Here is a 19,022-nt window from a genome sequence, read left to right on the forward strand (position 1 = left end):
ATAGCTGGGCTGGCACACCACCATTTACCCTGTAAGTATTTTACCCACTGTAACTATGAAGCTTCTCTATCAATTTCGGTTCCTTGTTCTTCAGATTCAGCAAACGAAGATCCCCGTGAATCAACCCTTCTTTTATTGGCTATTCAGCACTACCTCCCGTTTATCCAATACACGGCCCGGCTTCCAAACGGTAGCGCGGGCCTCGTGCTGGCAAGGTAATAAGCGGCACAACAATGGGCCCTTGATGCTAACCCATTTCAATCAGTCCCATTCCGCTCAGCAGTCGTCAGGAGCTTCTTTTAATGCTGACGCTTCGCTCCCGGATCAGGTGATTCCGCCCAACGCGATAATTGTCTCTTCGCTGGTGGATTCAGGGACTGATCAGTCCTATACGATTCGGGTTGATAACGATTCGGGCTATAACATAAAAAGGACGGCAATCACTTAAGAGTACCCTAACCCTAAAGCCTTAGGCCACTTAGCGGCCTTACTGCTTTCTCCAAATAGGTTGTTTTTTCCCTGAAAGAGTTTCCCTTACCAACCCTATTATCGCGTCTGATAAACCGGCCAGGGAGGGATCTCTTTCATCGTTTCAATCTGATCTTAAGCTAGTTATTCGATTATTCTGGTGATCACTCAACGCCATCCTCAGGACTGGCAATCGCTGGTCACCAGGAGTACTAGACCCGATGAACTAGCCTATAAAATAAACGTCAATCAACGGCACTATGTCCCCGGTTTCTATGTCAAATTTTACTCTATTCATTCACCAGACGCAAGCGGGTCCGTTGGCGGGCCGCCCTTTACCGGCGGCCACGACAGGCTGCTCTCAGCGGGGAGGCTTCAAAAGCGTCTCGATACCCGCCAGAATCGGGCGAACCATCAGCTGGGCTTTCGGACTGATTTTTATGCTCAGCCAGACTGCCCAGGCCCAGACCATTACAGGGACCGTTTTCCGGGACTTCAATGGCAATGGAACCTTTGAAAGCGCTCCCGCTTCGGGCACCTACACCTATGGCGAACCCGGTGTGGGTGGTATCACCGTAACGGGCTATCCAGCCTCCGGAGCACCGGTTTCCACCACCACCTCTGCTACCGGCCAATACACCTTAACTGGCCTGGCAGGAGCCGTACGGGTCGAATTCACCAACCTGGGAACCCATACCTATGATTCCTTCCGGGGAGCGGGGTCGGCGACCTCAGTACAGTTTGTGGTAGCACCCACCACCAATGTCAATTTCGGCATCAATGACCCCGATGATTACTGGAACTCATCAGGCCAACCTATTCCTCAATTCGTGATTCCCTGCTATATCAATGGCAGTCGGACTGACCCTACCGGCTCGACCTTACCCGCCATTGCCCAGTTTGGCAATGATCAAAATGGATTTTCCATTACCGAAGAGGTAGTTTCTCCCGTTGCCTCGGTGGGTAGTGTTTGGGGGGTGGGTTATCAGCGTGCCAGGAACCGCTATTTCTTTTCGACCATTCTAAAACGGCACTCCGCTTTAGGGCCTAAGGGCATGGGCGGCATTTACATGGCCGATGCCATTGGTAGTGATTATGGCATTACGGGTAGTTTTACCCTGCAGGGAGTCACTCCTTCCAATGGGGGAGCAGTGATTGATCTGGGTAGCGTCGACCGAAGTGGTACTACCACTGTTGAAGATAATTTTCAGGCATCGGCCCCGGGTTCACCAAACCGGGATCTGGATGCCTATGGTAAAGTAGGCAGGGCGGGTTATGGGGATACGGATATCGACAACACCACCCAGCTGTTGTACACGGTCAACCTTAATCAGCGGACGTTGATCACTGTCGATGTCTCCGGGGGCACGGCAGTGTTAAACAACGCTTCAGCGGCTACACTAGGACCGCTGACCAAAGTCTACAATATTCTTTCGCTACCGGGCCTGCCCACGGCTGTCAATGGGCAGCTTAGACCCTGGGGTTTAAAAATCCATCAAGGAAGAGGGTATCTGGGGGTGGTCAGTGATGCCAGTACGGCTACCGAGCAAAGCGCCATTCCGCACTTTCCTGACCTGAAAGCCTATGTGCTCAGTTTTGATCTCAACAATATCGCAGCTGGCCTTAGAACGGATCTTACCCTGAATATGAGTTATCGGGATAGCACGAAAATTAGCGGTATCAGATGGAGAGCATGGCCTCTAGTACCTCCCCTCTCCAGACCTCCACAAACATTTTGCCAACCTGTTCTGTCAGGCATTGACTTTGATCCCTCCACTGGAGATATGAACATTTCCTTCATGGACCGATTTGGCCATCAGGTGGGTCGCGACAATTACGCACCTGTCAGTGGAAGCAGCATACTCCAACGCTTTTGGGGGAATGCTTTTGGTGACGTAATTCATGCCTGTTATAATGAAAGCACAGGAGGATGGGAACTAGAAGGATTTAATAGTTGCCCAGTTAATTTTACTTCGAATGCTAATCAAAGATTGCATATTCCTACCAGTATTTCAGGTAAGGGCGAATTTTTTGATGATCGAAGTGCGGATTTTGAACCGGAGAATGGTATGGGCGCGATTGCCACCATACCCGGCACCGGCCGCATGGTGAGTGTACATACAGATGTCATACCTAGTTCATCGGATTTTACTGATTCCGATGCGATAAATCATATTGATTCTGGCGGACTACTCTGGTATAATTTAGTGGATCCTGACAGAGGTAGCTGGTCGCAGTTTGCAACAATTTATAATAGTACTAGTGATTTAGGCACTATAGGAAAAGCAAATGGGCTGGGAGATCTCGAAGCGAACCTGGCTCCAGCTCCCATTCAGATCGGCAACCGGGTCTGGCTCGATGCCAATAACAATGGGGTGCAGGACCCCGGTGAATTACCCTTGGCGGGCGTGACTGTTACCCTCAAGGGACCAGGTCTGCCAGTAGGCGGCTCAACCGTAACGACCAATTCGCTGGGTGAATACTATTTCTCCAGTGGTAGCGGAACTCCGGCCACCGGATTCGCCTACAACCTCACTGGTTTAACTGGGGAAGGCTCCTACTCCCTTACCTTCCCAACCAGTGTCAGTACCGGAACTCTCTCACTCAGCCCAAAAACCAACGCAGCCACCGGTACAAATGCCGATAACATTGACACTGACCCTACTGCGGCAGGTTTGGTTACTTTCGTACTGGGGCAATCCGGGCAGAACAATTTCTCCTTCGATGCAGGCTTTATCCCCTGTTCGGTTTCCCTAACGGCTACACCCTCCGCCTGTAATACAGCCACCAATCAATATTCCGTAAGTGGCCTTGTGAGTTTGGTTAGTCCCGTAGCCGGTCTGCTTACTATCACCGATGGAGTCGTTAGTTCAACCGTCGCCGTGACCACCAGCACAACGGCGGTATCGTACACGTTGACAGGTTTACTATCCAATGCCAGTTCACACACGGTGACGGCCAGTCTTGCAGGATGCAGCAGCGATTCAGTCACCTATACCGCCCCGGCATCGTGCACCATAGCGCCGGTCTGCTCGATCACAGCGGTGGCTACGCCGGGGCTCTGCGCCACGGCCACCAACGCCTACTCAGCCACCGCTGTGGTGAGGCTGACCAACCCCACGCCCGGTGTGCTCACTGTCACCAACGGGGCTCAGAGTCTGACCTTCGCCACGACGGCTGTGAGCTCAGCCACCTTCACGGCCACCTTCAACGGCCTCGTCTCCGATGGGCAGAGCCATACCGTCACGGCCAGCTTGCCCGGTTGCTCCACCACCACGGCCACCTATACCGCCCCGGCATCGTGCACCTTAGCCCCGGTCTGCTCGATCACAGCGGTAGCTACGCCGGGGCTCTGCGCCACGGCTACCAATGCCTATTCAGCCACCGCTGTGGTCACCCTGATCAACCCCACACCCGGTGTGCTCACCGTCACCAACGGGGCCCAGAGTCTGACCACCACCATTGCCAGCGGACTCGACAGCTTCTCTTTCACGGCGGTCTTCAACGGCCTCATCTCCGATGGGCAGAGCCATACCGTGACGACCAGCCTACCCGGCTGTTCGACCACCACGGCCACCTATACCGCCCCGGCATCGTGCACCATAGCCCCGGTCTGCTCGATCACAGCGGTGGCTACGCCGGGGCTCTGCGCCACGGCCACCAACGCCTACTCAGCCACCGCTGTGGTGAGGCTGACCAACCCCACGCCCGGTGTGCTCACTGTCACCAACGGGGCTCAGAGTCTGACCTTCGCCACGACGGCTGTGAGCTCAGCCACCTTCACGGCGGTCTTCAACGGCCTCATCTCCGATGGGCAGAGCCATACCGTGACGACCAGCCTACCCGGCTGTTCGACCACCACGGCCACCTATACCGCCCCGGCATCGTGCACCATAGCCCCGGTCTGCTCGATCACAGCGGTGGCTACGCCGGGGCTCTGCGCCACGGCCACCAACGCCTACTCAGCCACCGCTGTGGTGAGGCTGACCAACCCCACGCCCGGTGTGCTCACTGTCACCAACGGGGCTCAGAGTCTGACCTTCGCCACGACGGCTGTGAGCTCAGCCACCTTCACGGCGGTCTTCAACGGCCTCATCTCCGATGGGCAGAGCCATACCGTGACGACCAGCCTACCCGGCTGTTCGACCACCACGGCCACCTATACCGCCCCGGCATCGTGCACCATAGCCCCGGTCTGCTCGATCACAGCGGTGGCTACGCCGGGGCTCTGCGCCACGGCCACCAACGCCTATTCGGCAACGGCCCTCGTCACCCTGACCAACCTCACACCCGGTGTGCTCACCGTCACCAACGGGGCTCAGAGTCTGACCTTCGCCACGACGGCTGTGAGCTCAGCCACCTTCACGGCGGTCTTCAATGGACTCGTCTCCGATGGGCAGAGCCATACCGTCACGGCTAGCCTGCCCGGCTGTTCGACCACCACGGCCACCTATACCGCCCCGGCATCGTGCACCTTAGCCCCGGTCTGCTCGATCACAGCGGTAGCTACGCCGGGGCTCTGCGCCACGGCCACCAACGCCTATTCGGCAACGGCCCTCGTCACCCTGACCAACCTCACACCCGGTGTGCTCACCGTCACCAACGGGGCCCAGAGTCTGACCTTCGTCACGACGGCTGTGAGCTCGGCTACCTTCACGGCGGTCTTCAATGGACTCGTCTCCGATGGGCAGAGCCAGACCGTCACGGCCAGCTTGCCCGGCTGTTCGACCACCACGGCCACCTATACCGCCCCGGCATCGTGCACCATAGCCCCTCCCTGCTCGATCACAGCGGTAGCTACGCCGGGGCTGTGCGCCACGGCTACCAACGCCTACTCGGCAACGGCCCTCGTCACCCTGACCAACCTCACACCCGGTGTGCTCACCGTCACCAACGGGGCCCAGAGTCTGACCTTCGCCACCACTGCTGTGAGCTCAGCTACCTTCACGGCGGTCTTCAATGGACTCGTCTCCGATGGGCAGAGCCAGACCGTCACGGCTAGCTTGCCCGGTTGCTCCACCACCACGGCCACCTATACCGCCCCGGCATCGTGCACCATAGCCCCGGTCTGCTCGATCACGGCGGTAGCTACGCCGGGGCTGTGCGCCACGGCTACCAATGCCTATTCAGCCACCGCTCTCGTCACCCTGATCAACCCCACACCCGGTGTGCTCACCGTCACCAACGGGGCCCAGAGTCTGACTTTCGTCACCACTGCTGTGAGCTCGGCCACCTTCACGGCCACCTTCAACGGCCTCGTCTCCGATGGCCAGAGTCATACCCTGACGGCTAGCTTGCCCGGTTGCTCCACCACGACCACCTATACCGCCCCGGAATCGTGCTCGTTGACACCAACAGCGGGCTTAGGTGACTTCGTCTGGAGTGATACCAACAAGGATGGCATCCAGGATGCGGGTGAGTCGGGTATGCCGGGAGTTGTGGCTACCCTGTTCATCAATGGGGTCAGCTCAGGGACCACCCTGACCAATGCCACTGGCTTCTACTCCTTCACCGGACTCACACCCGGATCGAGTCTCTCCTACTCGGTGGGCTTCACCGCCCCCAACGGCTACACCGCTACGCTGGCCAATGTGGGTGATGATACTAAGGATTCGGATGCTGACCTTATTACCGGGAAAACTCAGGCCATCACCCTGACCGCGGGTGAGTTCAATCCCACCCTGGATGCGGGCTTCGTGACGGCACAGGCCGGACTGGGTGACTTCGTCTGGAGTGATACCAACAAGAATGGTAGTCAGGATGCGGGCGAAGCCCCCATCCCCAACGTAGTGGCGACCCTGTTCATCAATGGAGTCAGCTCGGCCACCACCCTGACCAATGCCACCGGCTTCTACTCCTTCACCGGACTCACACCCGGATCGAGTCTCTCCTACTCGGTGGGCTTCACCGCTCCCAACGGCTACACCGCTACGGTGCAGAATCTGGGTAGCGATGACACCAAGGACAGTGATGCGAACCCCGCCACGGGTCGGACCCAGGCCATCACCCTGACCGCGGGTGAGTTCAATCCGACTCTGGATGCGGGCTTCTATGCCACCAGCCCCGAGCTCAGAGTGGACAAACGGGTCGATAAGTTGAAAGCTAGTGTTGGGGATGTGCTATCTTTCAGCGTTGTGCTCTCGAATATTGGCTCCGTTGCGGCCACCAATGTGCTGGTCAGCGATTCTGCTTCCACTGGCCTGAGCTACGTGCTCAACTCGGCCACTGTTCCCGTGGGCACTACTTTTACCCAGGGTACGCCAACTAGTCTGTGGACAGTCGCCAGCCTCAATCCGGGCCAGAGCCTCACGCTTACTTTCCAGGCCAAAGCTGATACTAGTGGTATCCTCCGCAACAGGGCCGTTATCCCCGGTGATACGGCTACGGTCTGCACAACTATTCCTGTGAAGGTATGTGCAGGAGAAACGTATACCTTCCGGCTAACCGCTCCTGCCGGTAGGTCTATCTATCAGTGGTTCAAAGATGGTATCCTGATCCAGGGTCAAACTACGAATGTCCTCAATGTGACGACACCTGGTAGTTTTAGTCTCTCGACCGACAATACTGTGGGCAGTTGTACTGATTTCAGTTGTTGCCCCTTTATCGTCGAAGAAGATCCATCACCGGCTTTCCAGGCACTGGCTACTCCGGTCACTTGTATCAAAGGTGTGGCTCAGGCGAATGGACAAATCAACCTAAGTGGATTCAATTCGACTCATACTTACCAGTATTCAGCCGGATCGAGCTTCAATTCAGCCGCTTCGCTATCCGGTACTCCCAAGGTAATTCCTGTGGACGGATTGATTGTAAATAATTTGCCGAATCCAGTATCGGATGCGTTCTATACAGTTCGAGTGTACAATACGGCAGGTTGTTTTGCCGATGTGACAGTAGCGTTACGGCCAACCGTATGTGATTGTCCAACTCAATCTTGTACACCACTGATTATCAGCCGAACCAAAAAAGCAAAGCGCATCGGTGAGTAACGAACCCGGTTGCAGAATCGAATTGGCTTAAACCAGAAACGCCTACTGTGAGCACAGTAGGCGTTTCTGGTTTAAGCCAATTCTAGTTTATAGAGGACTTTCGCTCAGAACCGTGCCACGGTTACTGAAGCTACTTGTGATAACCGTGGCACGGTTCTGAGCGAAAGTCCTATTGTAATTAAGCACCTTTTCTATAGTTGATTTCCCCGCGAAAGCCCAGATTATCTAGTCACTTCATACGTCAATACGGAGTTTACATTAAGCACCTCACGTTGCTTTATGCTGGATCGAGCCATTGAAATCCAGTTTCTTAGTATGGACAACTGTCACAGATCATTCCAGCTATCCATAAGATTAACGAGACTATCAATTAATAGACCAGACTATTTCTTACTCCTCGAAATTGATCAAAGTTGACATTTTCAATTGATCAATTATTATTCCTCAAAGTGCCCTCCCAGTTAATTACCACAAAATCAGTCACTTATACACCATTTTCTACTTATCAATAATTACTCAAAATCTACACTAAAGCTATAGACCTAACAATTGGCACGTATTTTGAAATTCACTGCATGTCATTGCTATGCCCGGTTTTGTTGATAGGTAAGGTAGGCAATTTACCTATAAGGTACTGATCAAACCCGTTTCAATATCGGCCCAATCGTTGATAGCAGCGCCAATGTGTACAGTCTTCATTTTTTGACTAGTAACAATCCTTTTAATGTAGCTATGGCTTTTCAAAAAAAATACAGGCTTATTATTCTATTGATAAGCCTGTTAGCAAGCTGGACAAATCGTGCAGAGGCTCAATCTGGCGGAGGGTCATTAGCGATCAGTAAACAGGTTAGCCGATCGAAAGTAAGTGTTGGCGATACGCTTACGTATACGCTCATAGTAAGCAACAGCGGCACGATACCGGCAACAAATCTTGTAGTGCGAGATTCGGGCAGTGTAGGTTTGCGCTATCTTCCTGAGTCTGCCCGTATTCCAACCGGAAGTAATTTTACGCCGGGAATGCCCATTAGTTCCTGGCAAGTACCTTCAGTAGGGGCTGGACAAAGTTTGACCTTAACCTTTAGAAGCGTAGCTGATAGCTCGGGCATTTTTTACAATCAGGCGACAATACCGGGCGATACAGCAACTACCTGCACAACTGTTCCGATTAAAGTATGTGCGGGTGATGATTTTCTGTTCAGATTGACTGTTCCGGCTGGTAGAAGCAGTTATCGCTGGTTCAGGAACGGCATCGAGCTAGCGGGCCAGACTACGAACCTGTTAGAGATAACGACTCCTGGGAGTTATAGCGTTTCGGTTGATGATGTAACAGGAAAATGTCCTGATTTTTCTCAATGTCCCTTTATCATTGAAGAAGATCCATTGCCGACTTTTCAAGCCAAGGCAATACCCGCAACTTGCACTGCAAATACGATTCAGGCGAATGGGCAGATTGTATTAACGAATTTCAATCCAGCGTATACCTATCAATACGCAGCAGGGCCGAGTTTCAGCGCCGGACTTTCTCTTTCCGGAAACCCTCAGCCAATACCTTCAACTGGAATCCTGGCGGATAACCTGCCCAGCCCCGTTGCCAATACACCCTATACCGTACGGGTCTACAATACCGCGGGTTGCTATACGGATCAAACCGTAACTCTGCAACCAGCGACATGCTGTATGACCGCTGTTGTATCAGCGGGTAATTGTCAGACAGCAACCAATACCTACACTTCCACCGTCATTATCACATTAAGTAATCCCACAACAGGCACTCTGACGGTTACGGATGGAGCAGTTATCCGAACGTTAGCTACAACTTCGGGAACCAGCAGCCTAACCGCTGTCTTCGCCGATTTACCCTCCGATGCAAGTACACATACCATTATGGTAAGTTTGCCTGGCTGTTCTTCACTAACCAGTACCTATACTGCCCCGGCTTCGTGTACATCCATTCAGGCTTGTGTTGCGCCCACATTCAGTGCCAAGGCTGTAGGTGTTACCTGCATCGGTAATGCATTACAGAGCAATGGACAAATCATTTTGAGTGACTTTAATCCTGCTTATACTTACCAATATTCGGCCGGAGCCAGCTTTGACCCGGCTGCGTCACTTTCGGGCGCAGCCCAAACTGTTCCACCAGGTGGATTGATTGTGAATAATCTGGTGAATCCAGCAACAGACCAGTTCTATACAGTACGGGTTTATAATGAATTAGGTTGTTCTACCGATGTAACGGTGGTTTTGCGGCCAACTGTCTGTGGATGTCCACCCGACCAATGTGTACCCTTTGTTATTACTCAGACCCAGCGAGGAAAACGAATTGGCGGTTAATAGTTTTAAAGTCATAAGCACCGACCAGGAGCGAAAACATGAGATCGCTTTCGCTCCTGGTCGGTGCTTATGCTTGTAGTAATACACTCGAAATTATACGACACACTCCATAACTTTAGTTTGCCTAAAATCAACTACTTCTTTCTTAATTAGATTCATGTTGTGATAGCAACAAATGGCAAAATGAAAATACCCACAAACATTGTGTACCTTATCGCAACAAGTCGGCCTCTACTACAAATAGTCAAGTTCTAAATTTTGAATTTTATAAAAATTAAATTCCATTATTTCCATAAATTCAAAATTTAATTGCGAATAGTTAAGCCTTGATTTAATTTTAGTTCCACGCTTTTCCGTATTATCAATAACGACTTTCCGGCTTCTATCAAGCTGTGTAGGCCTTCATCCTATACAACTTGTGGTATATCCTGTCTTTTATGGGGCATATGGTCGTTTGCACCCGATCTAAACGGCTTCTGGAAGCTGAAGGCATTGACGTATATTCAATTTAAAATACCTCCTATAATTTTACAATGACCGGATTATTTCATGAAGCACATTACTCATCAACTGATCAATAATAGCCCAAAGACACTCGACATCGCCCTGTGCCTTTTGCTGTCTCTGCTGGCGCACCAACTAGTTGCCCAGACTCCAGCGGGAGTCAATAAAGCAGATTCGGCTTATGTCCGGGAAAACTATACGAAGCTGGAACGCATGGTTCCTATGCGAGACGGTGTAAAGCTTTTCACGTCGATTTATGTACCTAAAAACACAGACCAGAAGTATCCAATCATGCTCGACCGCACGCCCTACAGCGTAGCGCCCTATGGTGAGGATAAATACAAAACGTCGCTGGGACCGTCCATGCTCTTTGCCCGAGATGGCTATATCATTGTCTATCAGGACGTACGCGGGCGCTATATGTCAGAAGGCGACTTTGTATCGGTACGGCCTTACATTCCGAACAAGAAAAAGAAAACAGACGTTGACGAAATTTCTGATACGTACGACACCATCGATTGGTTAATCAAAAACATTCCGAACAACAACGGGCGGGTGGGTACCTGGGGCATATCGGCACCGGGCTTTTACACGACAACAACTCTTATCGACGCACACCCTGCCCTGAAAGCGGCTTCGCCACAGGCCCCGGTAACCGACTGGTTTATGGGCGACGATCGACACCATAATGGCGCGTTCTTTTTAATGGGCACTTTCGCTTTCCTGTCCTCTTATGGGCAGCCGCGGCCTGTACCCACCCCGAAGAACAGCCCTGGCTTTTCGGCTTACGGCACCCCAAACTCCTATGAATTTTACATGAACATGGGGCCCATCAAGAACGCGAATGAGCGCATTTTCAAGGGTACTAATGCGATCTGGAATGAGATGATGGATCACGACACCTACGATGAATTCTGGCAGGCCCGAAACCCCATACCCCATCTCAAGAACATCAAACCGGCTGTAATGACCGTTGGGGGCTGGTTCGATCAGGAGGATTTATATGGTCCGCTTAAAGTATATGCTGGCATTGAACGAAACAATCCGAAATCCCCTAACTCATTGGTCATGGGCCCCTGGATTCACGGAGGCTGGTCGCGGTCGACGGGGGAAACACTGGGCAATATCCGCTTTGGCGACAAAACATCTGTGTTTTATCGGGAAACCATTGAATTTCCTTTTTTCGGGCACTATCTGAAAGACAAAGCCGATCCACAGCTCCCGAAGGCTTATATTTTTGACACGGGTTCAAATCAATGGAAAAAGTACGACCAATGGCCTCCCAAAACGGCTCAGGAGAAAAAGCTTTATTTCCATCCAAATGGAAAGCTTTCGTTTGATGCTCCCCCAAATAGCCAAAACACGTTTGACGAGTACGTCAGTGATCCTAAAAAACCGGTTCCTTATACAGCCGAAATCCGGCCGATTCGTGGCAGCGATTTTATGTATGAAGACCAACGTTTTGCCGCCACACGTCCCGATGTTGTCGTATATGAATCAGATACATTAACCGAAGATGTGACTATAGCCGGGAATGTACTAGCTGATCTGTTCGTCTCTACTACGGGTACCGATGCCGATTTCGTTGTTAAGCTGATTGATGTATATCCGAACAATGCGCCCAACAATAGCCCTATTACCACGACAAAAATGGGTGGTTTTCAACTGCTTGTACGGGGCGAGGTGATGCGGGCCAAGTTTCGGAACAGCTTTTCAAAGCCCGAAGCGATGAAGCCAGGTGAGGTTACAGAAGTTAAATTCGATATGCAGGATGCTGCTCATACCTTTAAAAAAGGCCATAAGCTGATGATACAGGTCCAAAGCTCGTGGTTTCCGCTGGTTGATCGCAACCCTCAAACGTTTGTGAATATTTACAAGGCAACTGAAGCTGATTTTCAAAAGGCGACGCATCGGGTTTATTTTTCACTCCAACAGCCGTCGAGCGTTACGGTAAGCGTTCTTAAAGATCCTAATTAACTATAAACTAGCAATTTTCGGTTCCGACAACTGGAAAAGATATGGCCCATTCGATCTCACTTTCTTTTCCAGTTTCCTTATTTTTAACTAATAAAATTAAAATTATGCTCGATGGGTGAACATGTTTCATAAACAAACAGTTAGTTGAGTATAAATCACCAGTAGCTACTCAACGGCTCAATAAACGCATGGCGACCCCTATAAAACCCTTTTAATATGGCTTTTTCAGGGAAAAACCGCCATCCAGTATAAATATTCACTACTCATCGTCAAAATAATTTCTTTATTGAAAAACAGCCTTAATTTTGGGTGATTTATTTTTTATCGCTCTGGTATCCAATTAGTTTAGATTTACCCAACCCCACCTATCAACAAATCAGTTGTCTAGTTAATTAACACAGCCAGCTATGCACAAACTACTAGTAATTTTCCTCTTATCACTTTTACTTTCCTGTGGCCAGAAAGTGAAGAATCACACCGAAGCGAGCCGACCTTCATCCGCTAAAAAAGTGGATAATGAAACTAAACCGATCAAGTTAGTGGCGATAGATGGTACTCATTCAGCGGCCGTCAACTACTACAATCCCGAAACCAGCTACCGGGCAACCTACAAGCTGAACATTGAAGTCAAAAACGGCGAAGTCAGTAAGATAAACTTCCCTTCAGGCAGCTACCTCAATGATATGCATATTAACCCTGAGCAGCTTGATGAGGAAGGTAATGCGACGCTTTACGATGATGAGAGACGAGAATTTGACGTTGAAATTGTCGACTAATCCAGATTTCAATACATAGCTACCGTTCTGCATCGATCAACTAAAGGCAATTCCTTTAGTTGATCGATGCAGAACGGTGTTGTCTTTAGTTAGCTTATAAAGTTTAACCTCCCGACTACAAAGGCATATCATAGCCTGATTCCCTGTTACCTGCGCCTTAGAAAAGCACTTTATTGACTATAAGGTCTATACATCGTTCTGAGGACTTTTCGTTAAAGATGGGTCCAATAAACTGCCTGCTAATAGCCATCCTCTTGTTACCCAGTCTCAGTAGGGCTCAGGCAAAAGTGTCAGGGTTGGGAAATTATATTATAGGAATCACAACGCCTGATTCGCTGAATCGTTTTGATTTTAAGGAGGAAGATCAATCGTATGTTAAAGGGACAATAGCCCTGCCATGTGCCCATATTCGCGTTTTTGCATCAGATACAGTGAAAATAGCGAACCTATTGGTAGCCAGACTGTTTTTATTTTTCTACGACAATACCCTATTTAAGCTTTCATGCGATTATAGCGATGAATTGAAAGAAACCCTTTTGAACCTATATGGAACGAGCGTTTCCAGGCCAGCAGGCAGTTTTCAGTTGTGCACGAAAGAAGCAGGCAAGCCACTGTTCATGTGGGGCGAAGCCTGGCAGCGTGCAGATATTTTGGCCCTCATCATGCATAGAGAAGGCTATAATGCCGATTGTATAGAGGAAAAAGGTGTCAGGCTAACTCTATTCAGCCAAAAATTTTCGGCACTTGCCTCCGATTGCGATTTAAGCCATACAGACCCCTTCATGGAAGAGTTCAGCAAACTACTGAATGATCATGAAAAAAAGTGAAGACCATTAAAGCGCTCATGGTCTTAAAACCCAATCCGCCAATTTATTTCCCTGATCGCTCTAAAACTTGCATGGCTTCGGCATATCGACGACCCAGTTCACGGGCCGATGCCGCGTCGAAGTGGGTTTGATCTCCTTTGTCAGTCAACCCTGACGCATCGACACAGGCTACATGAGGCTCACTCTTGGGTAAAGCCCGAAGGATGTTGTTGATCTGAGCGCCTGCCGGATTTTTAGCAACGTAAAAGTCGCCCAGTGTTCCAACGACAACAGGTACGGTCGGAGCGCTTAAAACCTGGCGAAAGCGGTTTATAAGCTGCTTTAATTTTTGTTCATATACAGTTGCCTGTTCGGCTTTACTATCGCTCTCTCCCTGGTGCCAGAGAATGCCATGCAGCGTACCGGCCTTCTGAGCCAGTTGCACTCGTTTTATGGCTTCATCGTAAGGATGACTATGGGTTTGCTCGTGATAACCACCCGGTTGCCAGGCATCAATAGCTGATCCACCAGCTGCCGTCGGAATAAGGCCAATAAATACGGAGGTGTCCTGCGCAGCCATTAATTTACCAAAAGCCAGGCCAGGACCGACACCAATTACATCGGGCTTGTCGAAGTGCAACGGGTCAGCAGCAGGAACCCACTGGTTAGCCCGGTTCAATACCCAGACGCGCGGATGCGGAGTTTTGTCAACGGTTTCAACAGTACCCCGGCCCGCCATGTTCGACTGCCCAGCCAGTACATACAGATGGAATTTCGTCGGCGAAATGCCCGGTGGAAATGATGATTGAGCCAGTACAGTCAGGCTATTCATGACCAGAAAAGCAGCAACTATTAGAAACACTTTATACATAATCGGGCATTTGCTTTGATAAGAAATGACCAGCTGGCTATAAAAATCCATCGGCAACCACTGAGCTTCATCTTTTATTCTTTGCAAAGAAAGAAAACTCATTATTGTCAAACTATAGCCCGATTCGGCAATTGCGCGATTTTTCCACTTATTTATTTTTAGTAGTATTATTTTTAGTTCAGGAAGCATTCGAAAATTTATAAACGAAATGCTTTTTCCCTCAAACAGGAGAGTATGTATATTGAAAAAGTATAAATTTAGGTTACTCTCGTCAAAAATCAATTTTATATTTCGACACTTATAAATTAAAATTGCACTTACTATCACAATGATAAATTATGCCTATTCTACAGAAATTTAATTTAACTGGTAAGACAGCCCTTGTAACGGGATGCAAACGAGGTATTGGCCGGGCAATGGCCGTCGCATTAGCAGAAGCAGGTGCTAACATTATTGGTGTATCGGCTTCACTGGAGCAGGAAGGTAGCGCCGTTGAAGCGGATGTAACAGCATTGGGACGGTCGTTTCGGGGTTACCAATGCGATCTCAGCCAGCGCTCCGCTATTTATTCGTTTTTGGACGAAGTAAAACAAGCTTTTCCGGTAATTGATATTCTGGTTAACAATGCGGGTACCATCTTACGTAAACCAGCCGCTGAACACCCGGATGAGTATTGGGATTCAGTAATCGACACAAACCTGAATGCTCCGTTTATTCTGACCCGCGAAATTGGGCGTGATATGGTGGCCAGAGGATCGGGGAAAATCATTTTCACGGCCTCCCTGCTTACGTTTCAGGGTGGCATAACGGTACCGGGTTATGCTGCCAGCAAAGGGGCTATTGGTAGTTTGGTGAAAGCGTTTGCTAACGAATGGGCCGCCAAAGGCGTCAACGTCAATGCCATTGCACCGGGTTATATCGCTACCGACAATACGGAGGCTCTTCGGAACGATGCCGATCGCAGTCAAAGTATCCTGGCCCGGATTCCGGCCGGACGCTGGGGAGAACCCGACGACTTTAAAGGCCCTACTGTATTTCTGGCATCAGAAGCTTCAAATTATGTCCACGGTACCATTATTACCGTTGATGGAGGCTGGATGGGCCGTTGATTTCTAATGCTGAACGACTAGAGGAATGAACGCATGACAGCAAGCACGCATTCTTCCCATCATTCAGCATTTATTCTTCATAATTTAGTAGTAAAAATCATGGTCTTAGTTGTCGTCAAAGCATTGGATATTCTGGAATATATAGCCCGCGATGCAGACCGGGCTTACTCGCTGACGGAAATAGCCGAGGGATTGAACATGCATCAGGCTACCTGTGTCAATATTTTACAGACGCTGGTTGAAAAAAGCTATCTGGAACATCTGGGCCGAAAAAAAGGCTACCGGCTTGGCCCGATGGCCTACAATTTGACCAACAACTTATCATATAGTCAGCACCTGGTAACGGCGGCTAAAGAGGTGATGGAAAGCCTGACAGCCCGATTCAATGAGACCTCCATTCTGGGCGTTATCCGAAACCAGAAACGGTTCATTGTTCATTTGGTTAACAGCGACCAGGACTTGCAGGTCCGCAGCCGCACCGAGCGCAGTCTGTACGAGACAGCAACAGGACGGCTTTTGCTGGCTTATTTGTCACCCAGAGAGCGGGATAGTCTGATCGCCAACATTGGATTGCCGTCCTCCATTATATGGCCAGAAGCAGACACACAGGCTGGCCTGGAGGGCGAGTTATCCAAAATACAAGCCGAAGGTCTTTGCGTGACGCTATCGCCAACGCACATTATTGGACTCGCCGTTCCTATTCGGAAACAAAAGCAGGTTGTGGCCAGTCTCAGTATTTTTTTACCGGAAATCCGCTGCTCATTTACACGGCAGAAGGAAATTGTACAGGCATTACAGCAGGCTGCTCAGGCTATTAATGAACGCCTTGATGCATAAATCTTTTCTAACGTTTTCGTGCAGGATTTAGTCGTATCTACTAGTTTTCAACGCACGATTTACTTTATCAGACCCTTCGTCAGGAGCCGTGCCACGGTTTTATGACCGGCATTAGTACCGTGGCACGGCTCCTGACGAAGGGTCTAATTTATAAATACCTCATCGACAAGCAGTAAGGCAGGCTTTCCTTTATTCCCATGCCATTCGGGGAGTTTGCTCAGCGGTTTAGCAATAATTTTCAGATAGGAGATGGTTTGGGGCCTGAATGTACACTCAATAGCGGTTAGGCTGGGAACGCTTTTTTCGGCGGGCATGGCGGGCTTTTTAGTCGCGAGGAGTTTCATCTGAGTTCGGCTGTTACCTCCCCAGATTTCAATAACCATTGGCGGGAATATCCCGGTTTCCGGCTCAACCATTGTTCGTAAAGCAACAGCCGACACACTGACCGGTTTCGTAAATTCCGATACCAGCGCCATGTCATTCTTTCTAAAACCCGCCCAGTTGTTGGCCCACGCGGGACTATTGGCATTAAATGTACCGAGCTTGCCATCGAAAAAGGTGTGAGCCCCATCGGCCTGATGAACCGGATTAAGCGGTAGCAGAAGGTTTACGCTGTCGGGTCGGTAAGCACTTTTATAATAATCAAACGTGGCCACGTTGCTGCCATACCAGCCCGTCTTATACGCCTTAACTTTAATTGACGTGTTATCATCGATAACCATCGGGTTCGTCAACACCGGCGATTTGATGCTATCTGGTTCTGTTCCATCGGTTGTGTAACGCAGTTGAACGCCCCGAATTGGATGTTCTATCTTTACGGGAAGTTGTTGGACGAAAATTGTGGAGCTGTTTTTTACCTGCGGTGGGTTCAGCCGGATTGGATCACTCTTGTCGCCGTCGAATCCGGCAATGAACTGAATTTGCTTATGGGCTTTTTGGAGTTGCTGAATTTCAACGGGCGTTAATGCCGTTTCCCACACAGAAACAGTTTTCAGGTTTTTGAAAGCATTAATCTGCTTTTGCAAATCGGCATAGGTCACCTTTGTTCCGGAAAGTGCCAGGCTTTTCAGTTGCTTTAATGAGGCCAATTCGCTCAGCCCGGCTCCTGTAATGTCGGTAAAGTTGAGGTCTAATGTCTGCAAGTTTTCAAATTGGCTAATCTGTTTTAAATCGGCATCTTTTACCGGTAGTTTATTGAGATTGAGAGAGATAACCTGCCGTTTTATAGCGCTCAGTTCCCCTAATTTTTCGGGAGTATAGACGCTTTTGTTATACAGGTTGACTGCCAGGGCAGGCGATTCTCTGGCTAGCGGTGCAATCCGGCGGTAATCGTTATTCAGTTTCTGGATCGTTTCTTCATCAGCGGCATCAAAATCAAATTCTTCTGCCGGTTGTTCTGCCGGTTTAAATAAACTCGACGCTATAAACCGCAAGGAGTCAGAGGCTGGCAGGTCAACAACCTTTTTAGTAAAACTGGCGTTGCCTTTCACCCATAATGCCAACAGGTTCATTTCCTGGGGCGTAAGCTGGGTTTTGCCTACTGGCGGCATATGTTTCTTTTCGTCTGGCGGCAGGTGAATACGTTGAAGTAACAGACTACTGTCAGGCTTTCCGGCAATGAATAACTTCCCGGATTTGCCGCCCTTCCGAATCGACTCAACATCCGTGAGCATCAATTCTCCTTTCAGTTTGTCGGGATTATGACAGCTTACACACTTCTGCTCCAATATGGGCTGAATAACATGGGTAAAGACCAGTGCCTGATCGAGTGCAACGGGTGCCGCCTTTGTCCGGCTGGTTATCGGTGCAAAAATGAAGTTATCGCCGTGCGTTAAGGCGGCCCCATAATGCCCGGCAATAAACAGAAATAGAATCGTCGTTAGGGCGCTTATTCTGGCCATTGGGGCACTATACCAGGTTTTGTTTCGGCTCCAGTAAATGAGACAGGCCGCAAAGAAAATCATGACCCCCGACCACTTATGCCTTGCCAGGAGCTGCCCTGTATAGCCATCTTCTTTGGCCAGAAACAAGCCCATAATGACCGTAACACCAGCCGACAAAGTACCGATCAGCAAGAGGTTTGTGAGAAAATTACGGTAAAAATCGGCACCGGCCGACTGGTTCGCTGAACTAGCCTGGTTAAACCGGAAGGCTTCCATAACCATCGCCAATAGCAGAATAACAATCGGAAAATGCAGTAATAACGGATGCATTCGCCCAACAGCCTGTAACCAGAATGGCACGACAATTTTATCCTCGAACAGCAACAGAACCAGGATAAAGATTGCCGAAGCGAACAATACCTGTTCTGCCCAGCCTGTAAGCTTTTTATTCATGGATAAATAATGGTGCAAAGT

General features: G+C 49.8%; 10 protein-coding genes. 8 read left to right on the forward strand and 2 right to left on the reverse strand.

The window, feature by feature from the left end; all coding sequences use genetic code 11:
* The first annotated feature begins 55 nt into the window (after positions 1-55).
* From G8759_RS32610 to G8759_RS32635, 6 genes are all read left to right on the forward strand, one after another.
* A complete protein-coding gene (locus G8759_RS32610; RefSeq protein WP_167217503.1) occupies positions 56-448 on the forward strand; it encodes a hypothetical protein in 393 nt (130 codons plus the stop codon).
* Between the two features lie 295 nt (positions 449-743).
* Positions 744-7,454 carry an SdrD B-like domain-containing protein gene (locus G8759_RS32615; protein ID WP_167217505.1) on the forward strand — a complete coding sequence of 2,237 codons (6,711 nt, stop codon included), beginning with the start codon at positions 744-746 and terminating at the stop codon, positions 7,452-7,454.
* Positions 7,455-8,186: 732 nt separating this feature from the next.
* Positions 8,187-9,785: a DUF11 domain-containing protein gene (locus tag G8759_RS32620; protein ID WP_167217507.1), complete on the forward strand. Its 1,599-nt coding sequence runs from the start codon at positions 8,187-8,189 to the stop codon at positions 9,783-9,785.
* A 549-nt stretch (positions 9,786-10,334) separates the two neighbouring features.
* Positions 10,335-12,266 carry a CocE/NonD family hydrolase gene (locus G8759_RS32625; protein ID WP_167217509.1) on the forward strand — a complete coding sequence of 644 codons (1,932 nt, stop codon included), beginning with the start codon at positions 10,335-10,337 and terminating at the stop codon, positions 12,264-12,266.
* Between the two features lie 407 nt (positions 12,267-12,673).
* A complete protein-coding gene (locus tag G8759_RS32630) occupies positions 12,674-13,042 on the forward strand; it encodes a hypothetical protein (protein WP_167217511.1) in 369 nt (122 codons plus the stop codon).
* A gap of 254 nt (positions 13,043-13,296) precedes the next feature.
* Positions 13,297-13,869, forward strand: a complete 573-nt coding sequence (locus tag G8759_RS32635) for a hypothetical protein (RefSeq protein ID WP_167217513.1) — start codon at positions 13,297-13,299, stop codon at positions 13,867-13,869.
* Positions 13,870-13,912: 43 nt separating this feature from the next.
* Here the strand turns inward: G8759_RS32635 and G8759_RS32640 are convergent, their stop codons facing one another.
* Positions 13,913-14,806, reverse strand: a complete 894-nt coding sequence (locus G8759_RS32640; RefSeq protein WP_232074043.1) for a sialate O-acetylesterase — start codon at positions 14,804-14,806, stop codon at positions 13,913-13,915.
* Positions 14,807-15,063: 257 nt separating this feature from the next.
* On the opposite strand from G8759_RS32640, the gene G8759_RS32645 reads away from it, so the two are divergent.
* Positions 15,064-15,828 (forward strand): SDR family oxidoreductase, encoded by a 765-nt coding sequence (locus tag G8759_RS32645; RefSeq protein ID WP_197933182.1) that lies wholly within the window; start codon positions 15,064-15,066, stop codon positions 15,826-15,828.
* Positions 15,829-15,927: 99 nt separating this feature from the next.
* Positions 15,928-16,665: an IclR family transcriptional regulator gene (locus tag G8759_RS32650; RefSeq protein ID WP_167217517.1), complete on the forward strand. Its 738-nt coding sequence runs from the start codon at positions 15,928-15,930 to the stop codon at positions 16,663-16,665.
* A 143-nt stretch (positions 16,666-16,808) separates the two neighbouring features.
* On the opposite strand, the gene G8759_RS32655 is transcribed toward G8759_RS32650, so the two are convergent.
* Positions 16,809-19,001 carry a c-type cytochrome domain-containing protein gene (locus G8759_RS32655; protein WP_167217519.1) on the reverse strand — a complete coding sequence of 731 codons (2,193 nt, stop codon included), beginning with the start codon at positions 18,999-19,001 and terminating at the stop codon, positions 16,809-16,811.
* Positions 19,002-19,022: the final 21 nt, after the last annotated feature.

It is taken from the genome of Spirosoma aureum (genome assembly GCF_011604685.1).
Classification (GTDB): Bacteria; Bacteroidota; Bacteroidia; order Cytophagales; family Spirosomataceae; genus Spirosoma; species Spirosoma aureum.

Coding starts and splice junctions, on each gene's coding strand:
- G8759_RS32610 (WP_167217503.1), top strand. CDS start 56: ATGAAGCTTCTCTATCAATTTCGGTTCCTTGTTCTTCAGATTCAGCAA.
- G8759_RS32615 (WP_167217505.1), top strand. CDS start 744: ATGTCAAATTTTACTCTATTCATTCACCAGACGCAAGCGGGTCCGTTG.
- G8759_RS32620 (WP_167217507.1), top strand. CDS start 8,187: ATGGCTTTTCAAAAAAAATACAGGCTTATTATTCTATTGATAAGCCTG.
- G8759_RS32625 (WP_167217509.1), top strand. CDS start 10,335: ATGAAGCACATTACTCATCAACTGATCAATAATAGCCCAAAGACACTC.
- G8759_RS32630 (WP_167217511.1), top strand. CDS start 12,674: ATGCACAAACTACTAGTAATTTTCCTCTTATCACTTTTACTTTCCTGT.
- G8759_RS32650 (WP_167217517.1), top strand. CDS start 15,928: ATGGTCTTAGTTGTCGTCAAAGCATTGGATATTCTGGAATATATAGCC.
- G8759_RS32655 (WP_167217519.1), bottom strand. CDS start 19,001: ATGAATAAAAAGCTTACAGGCTGGGCAGAACAGGTATTGTTCGCTTCG.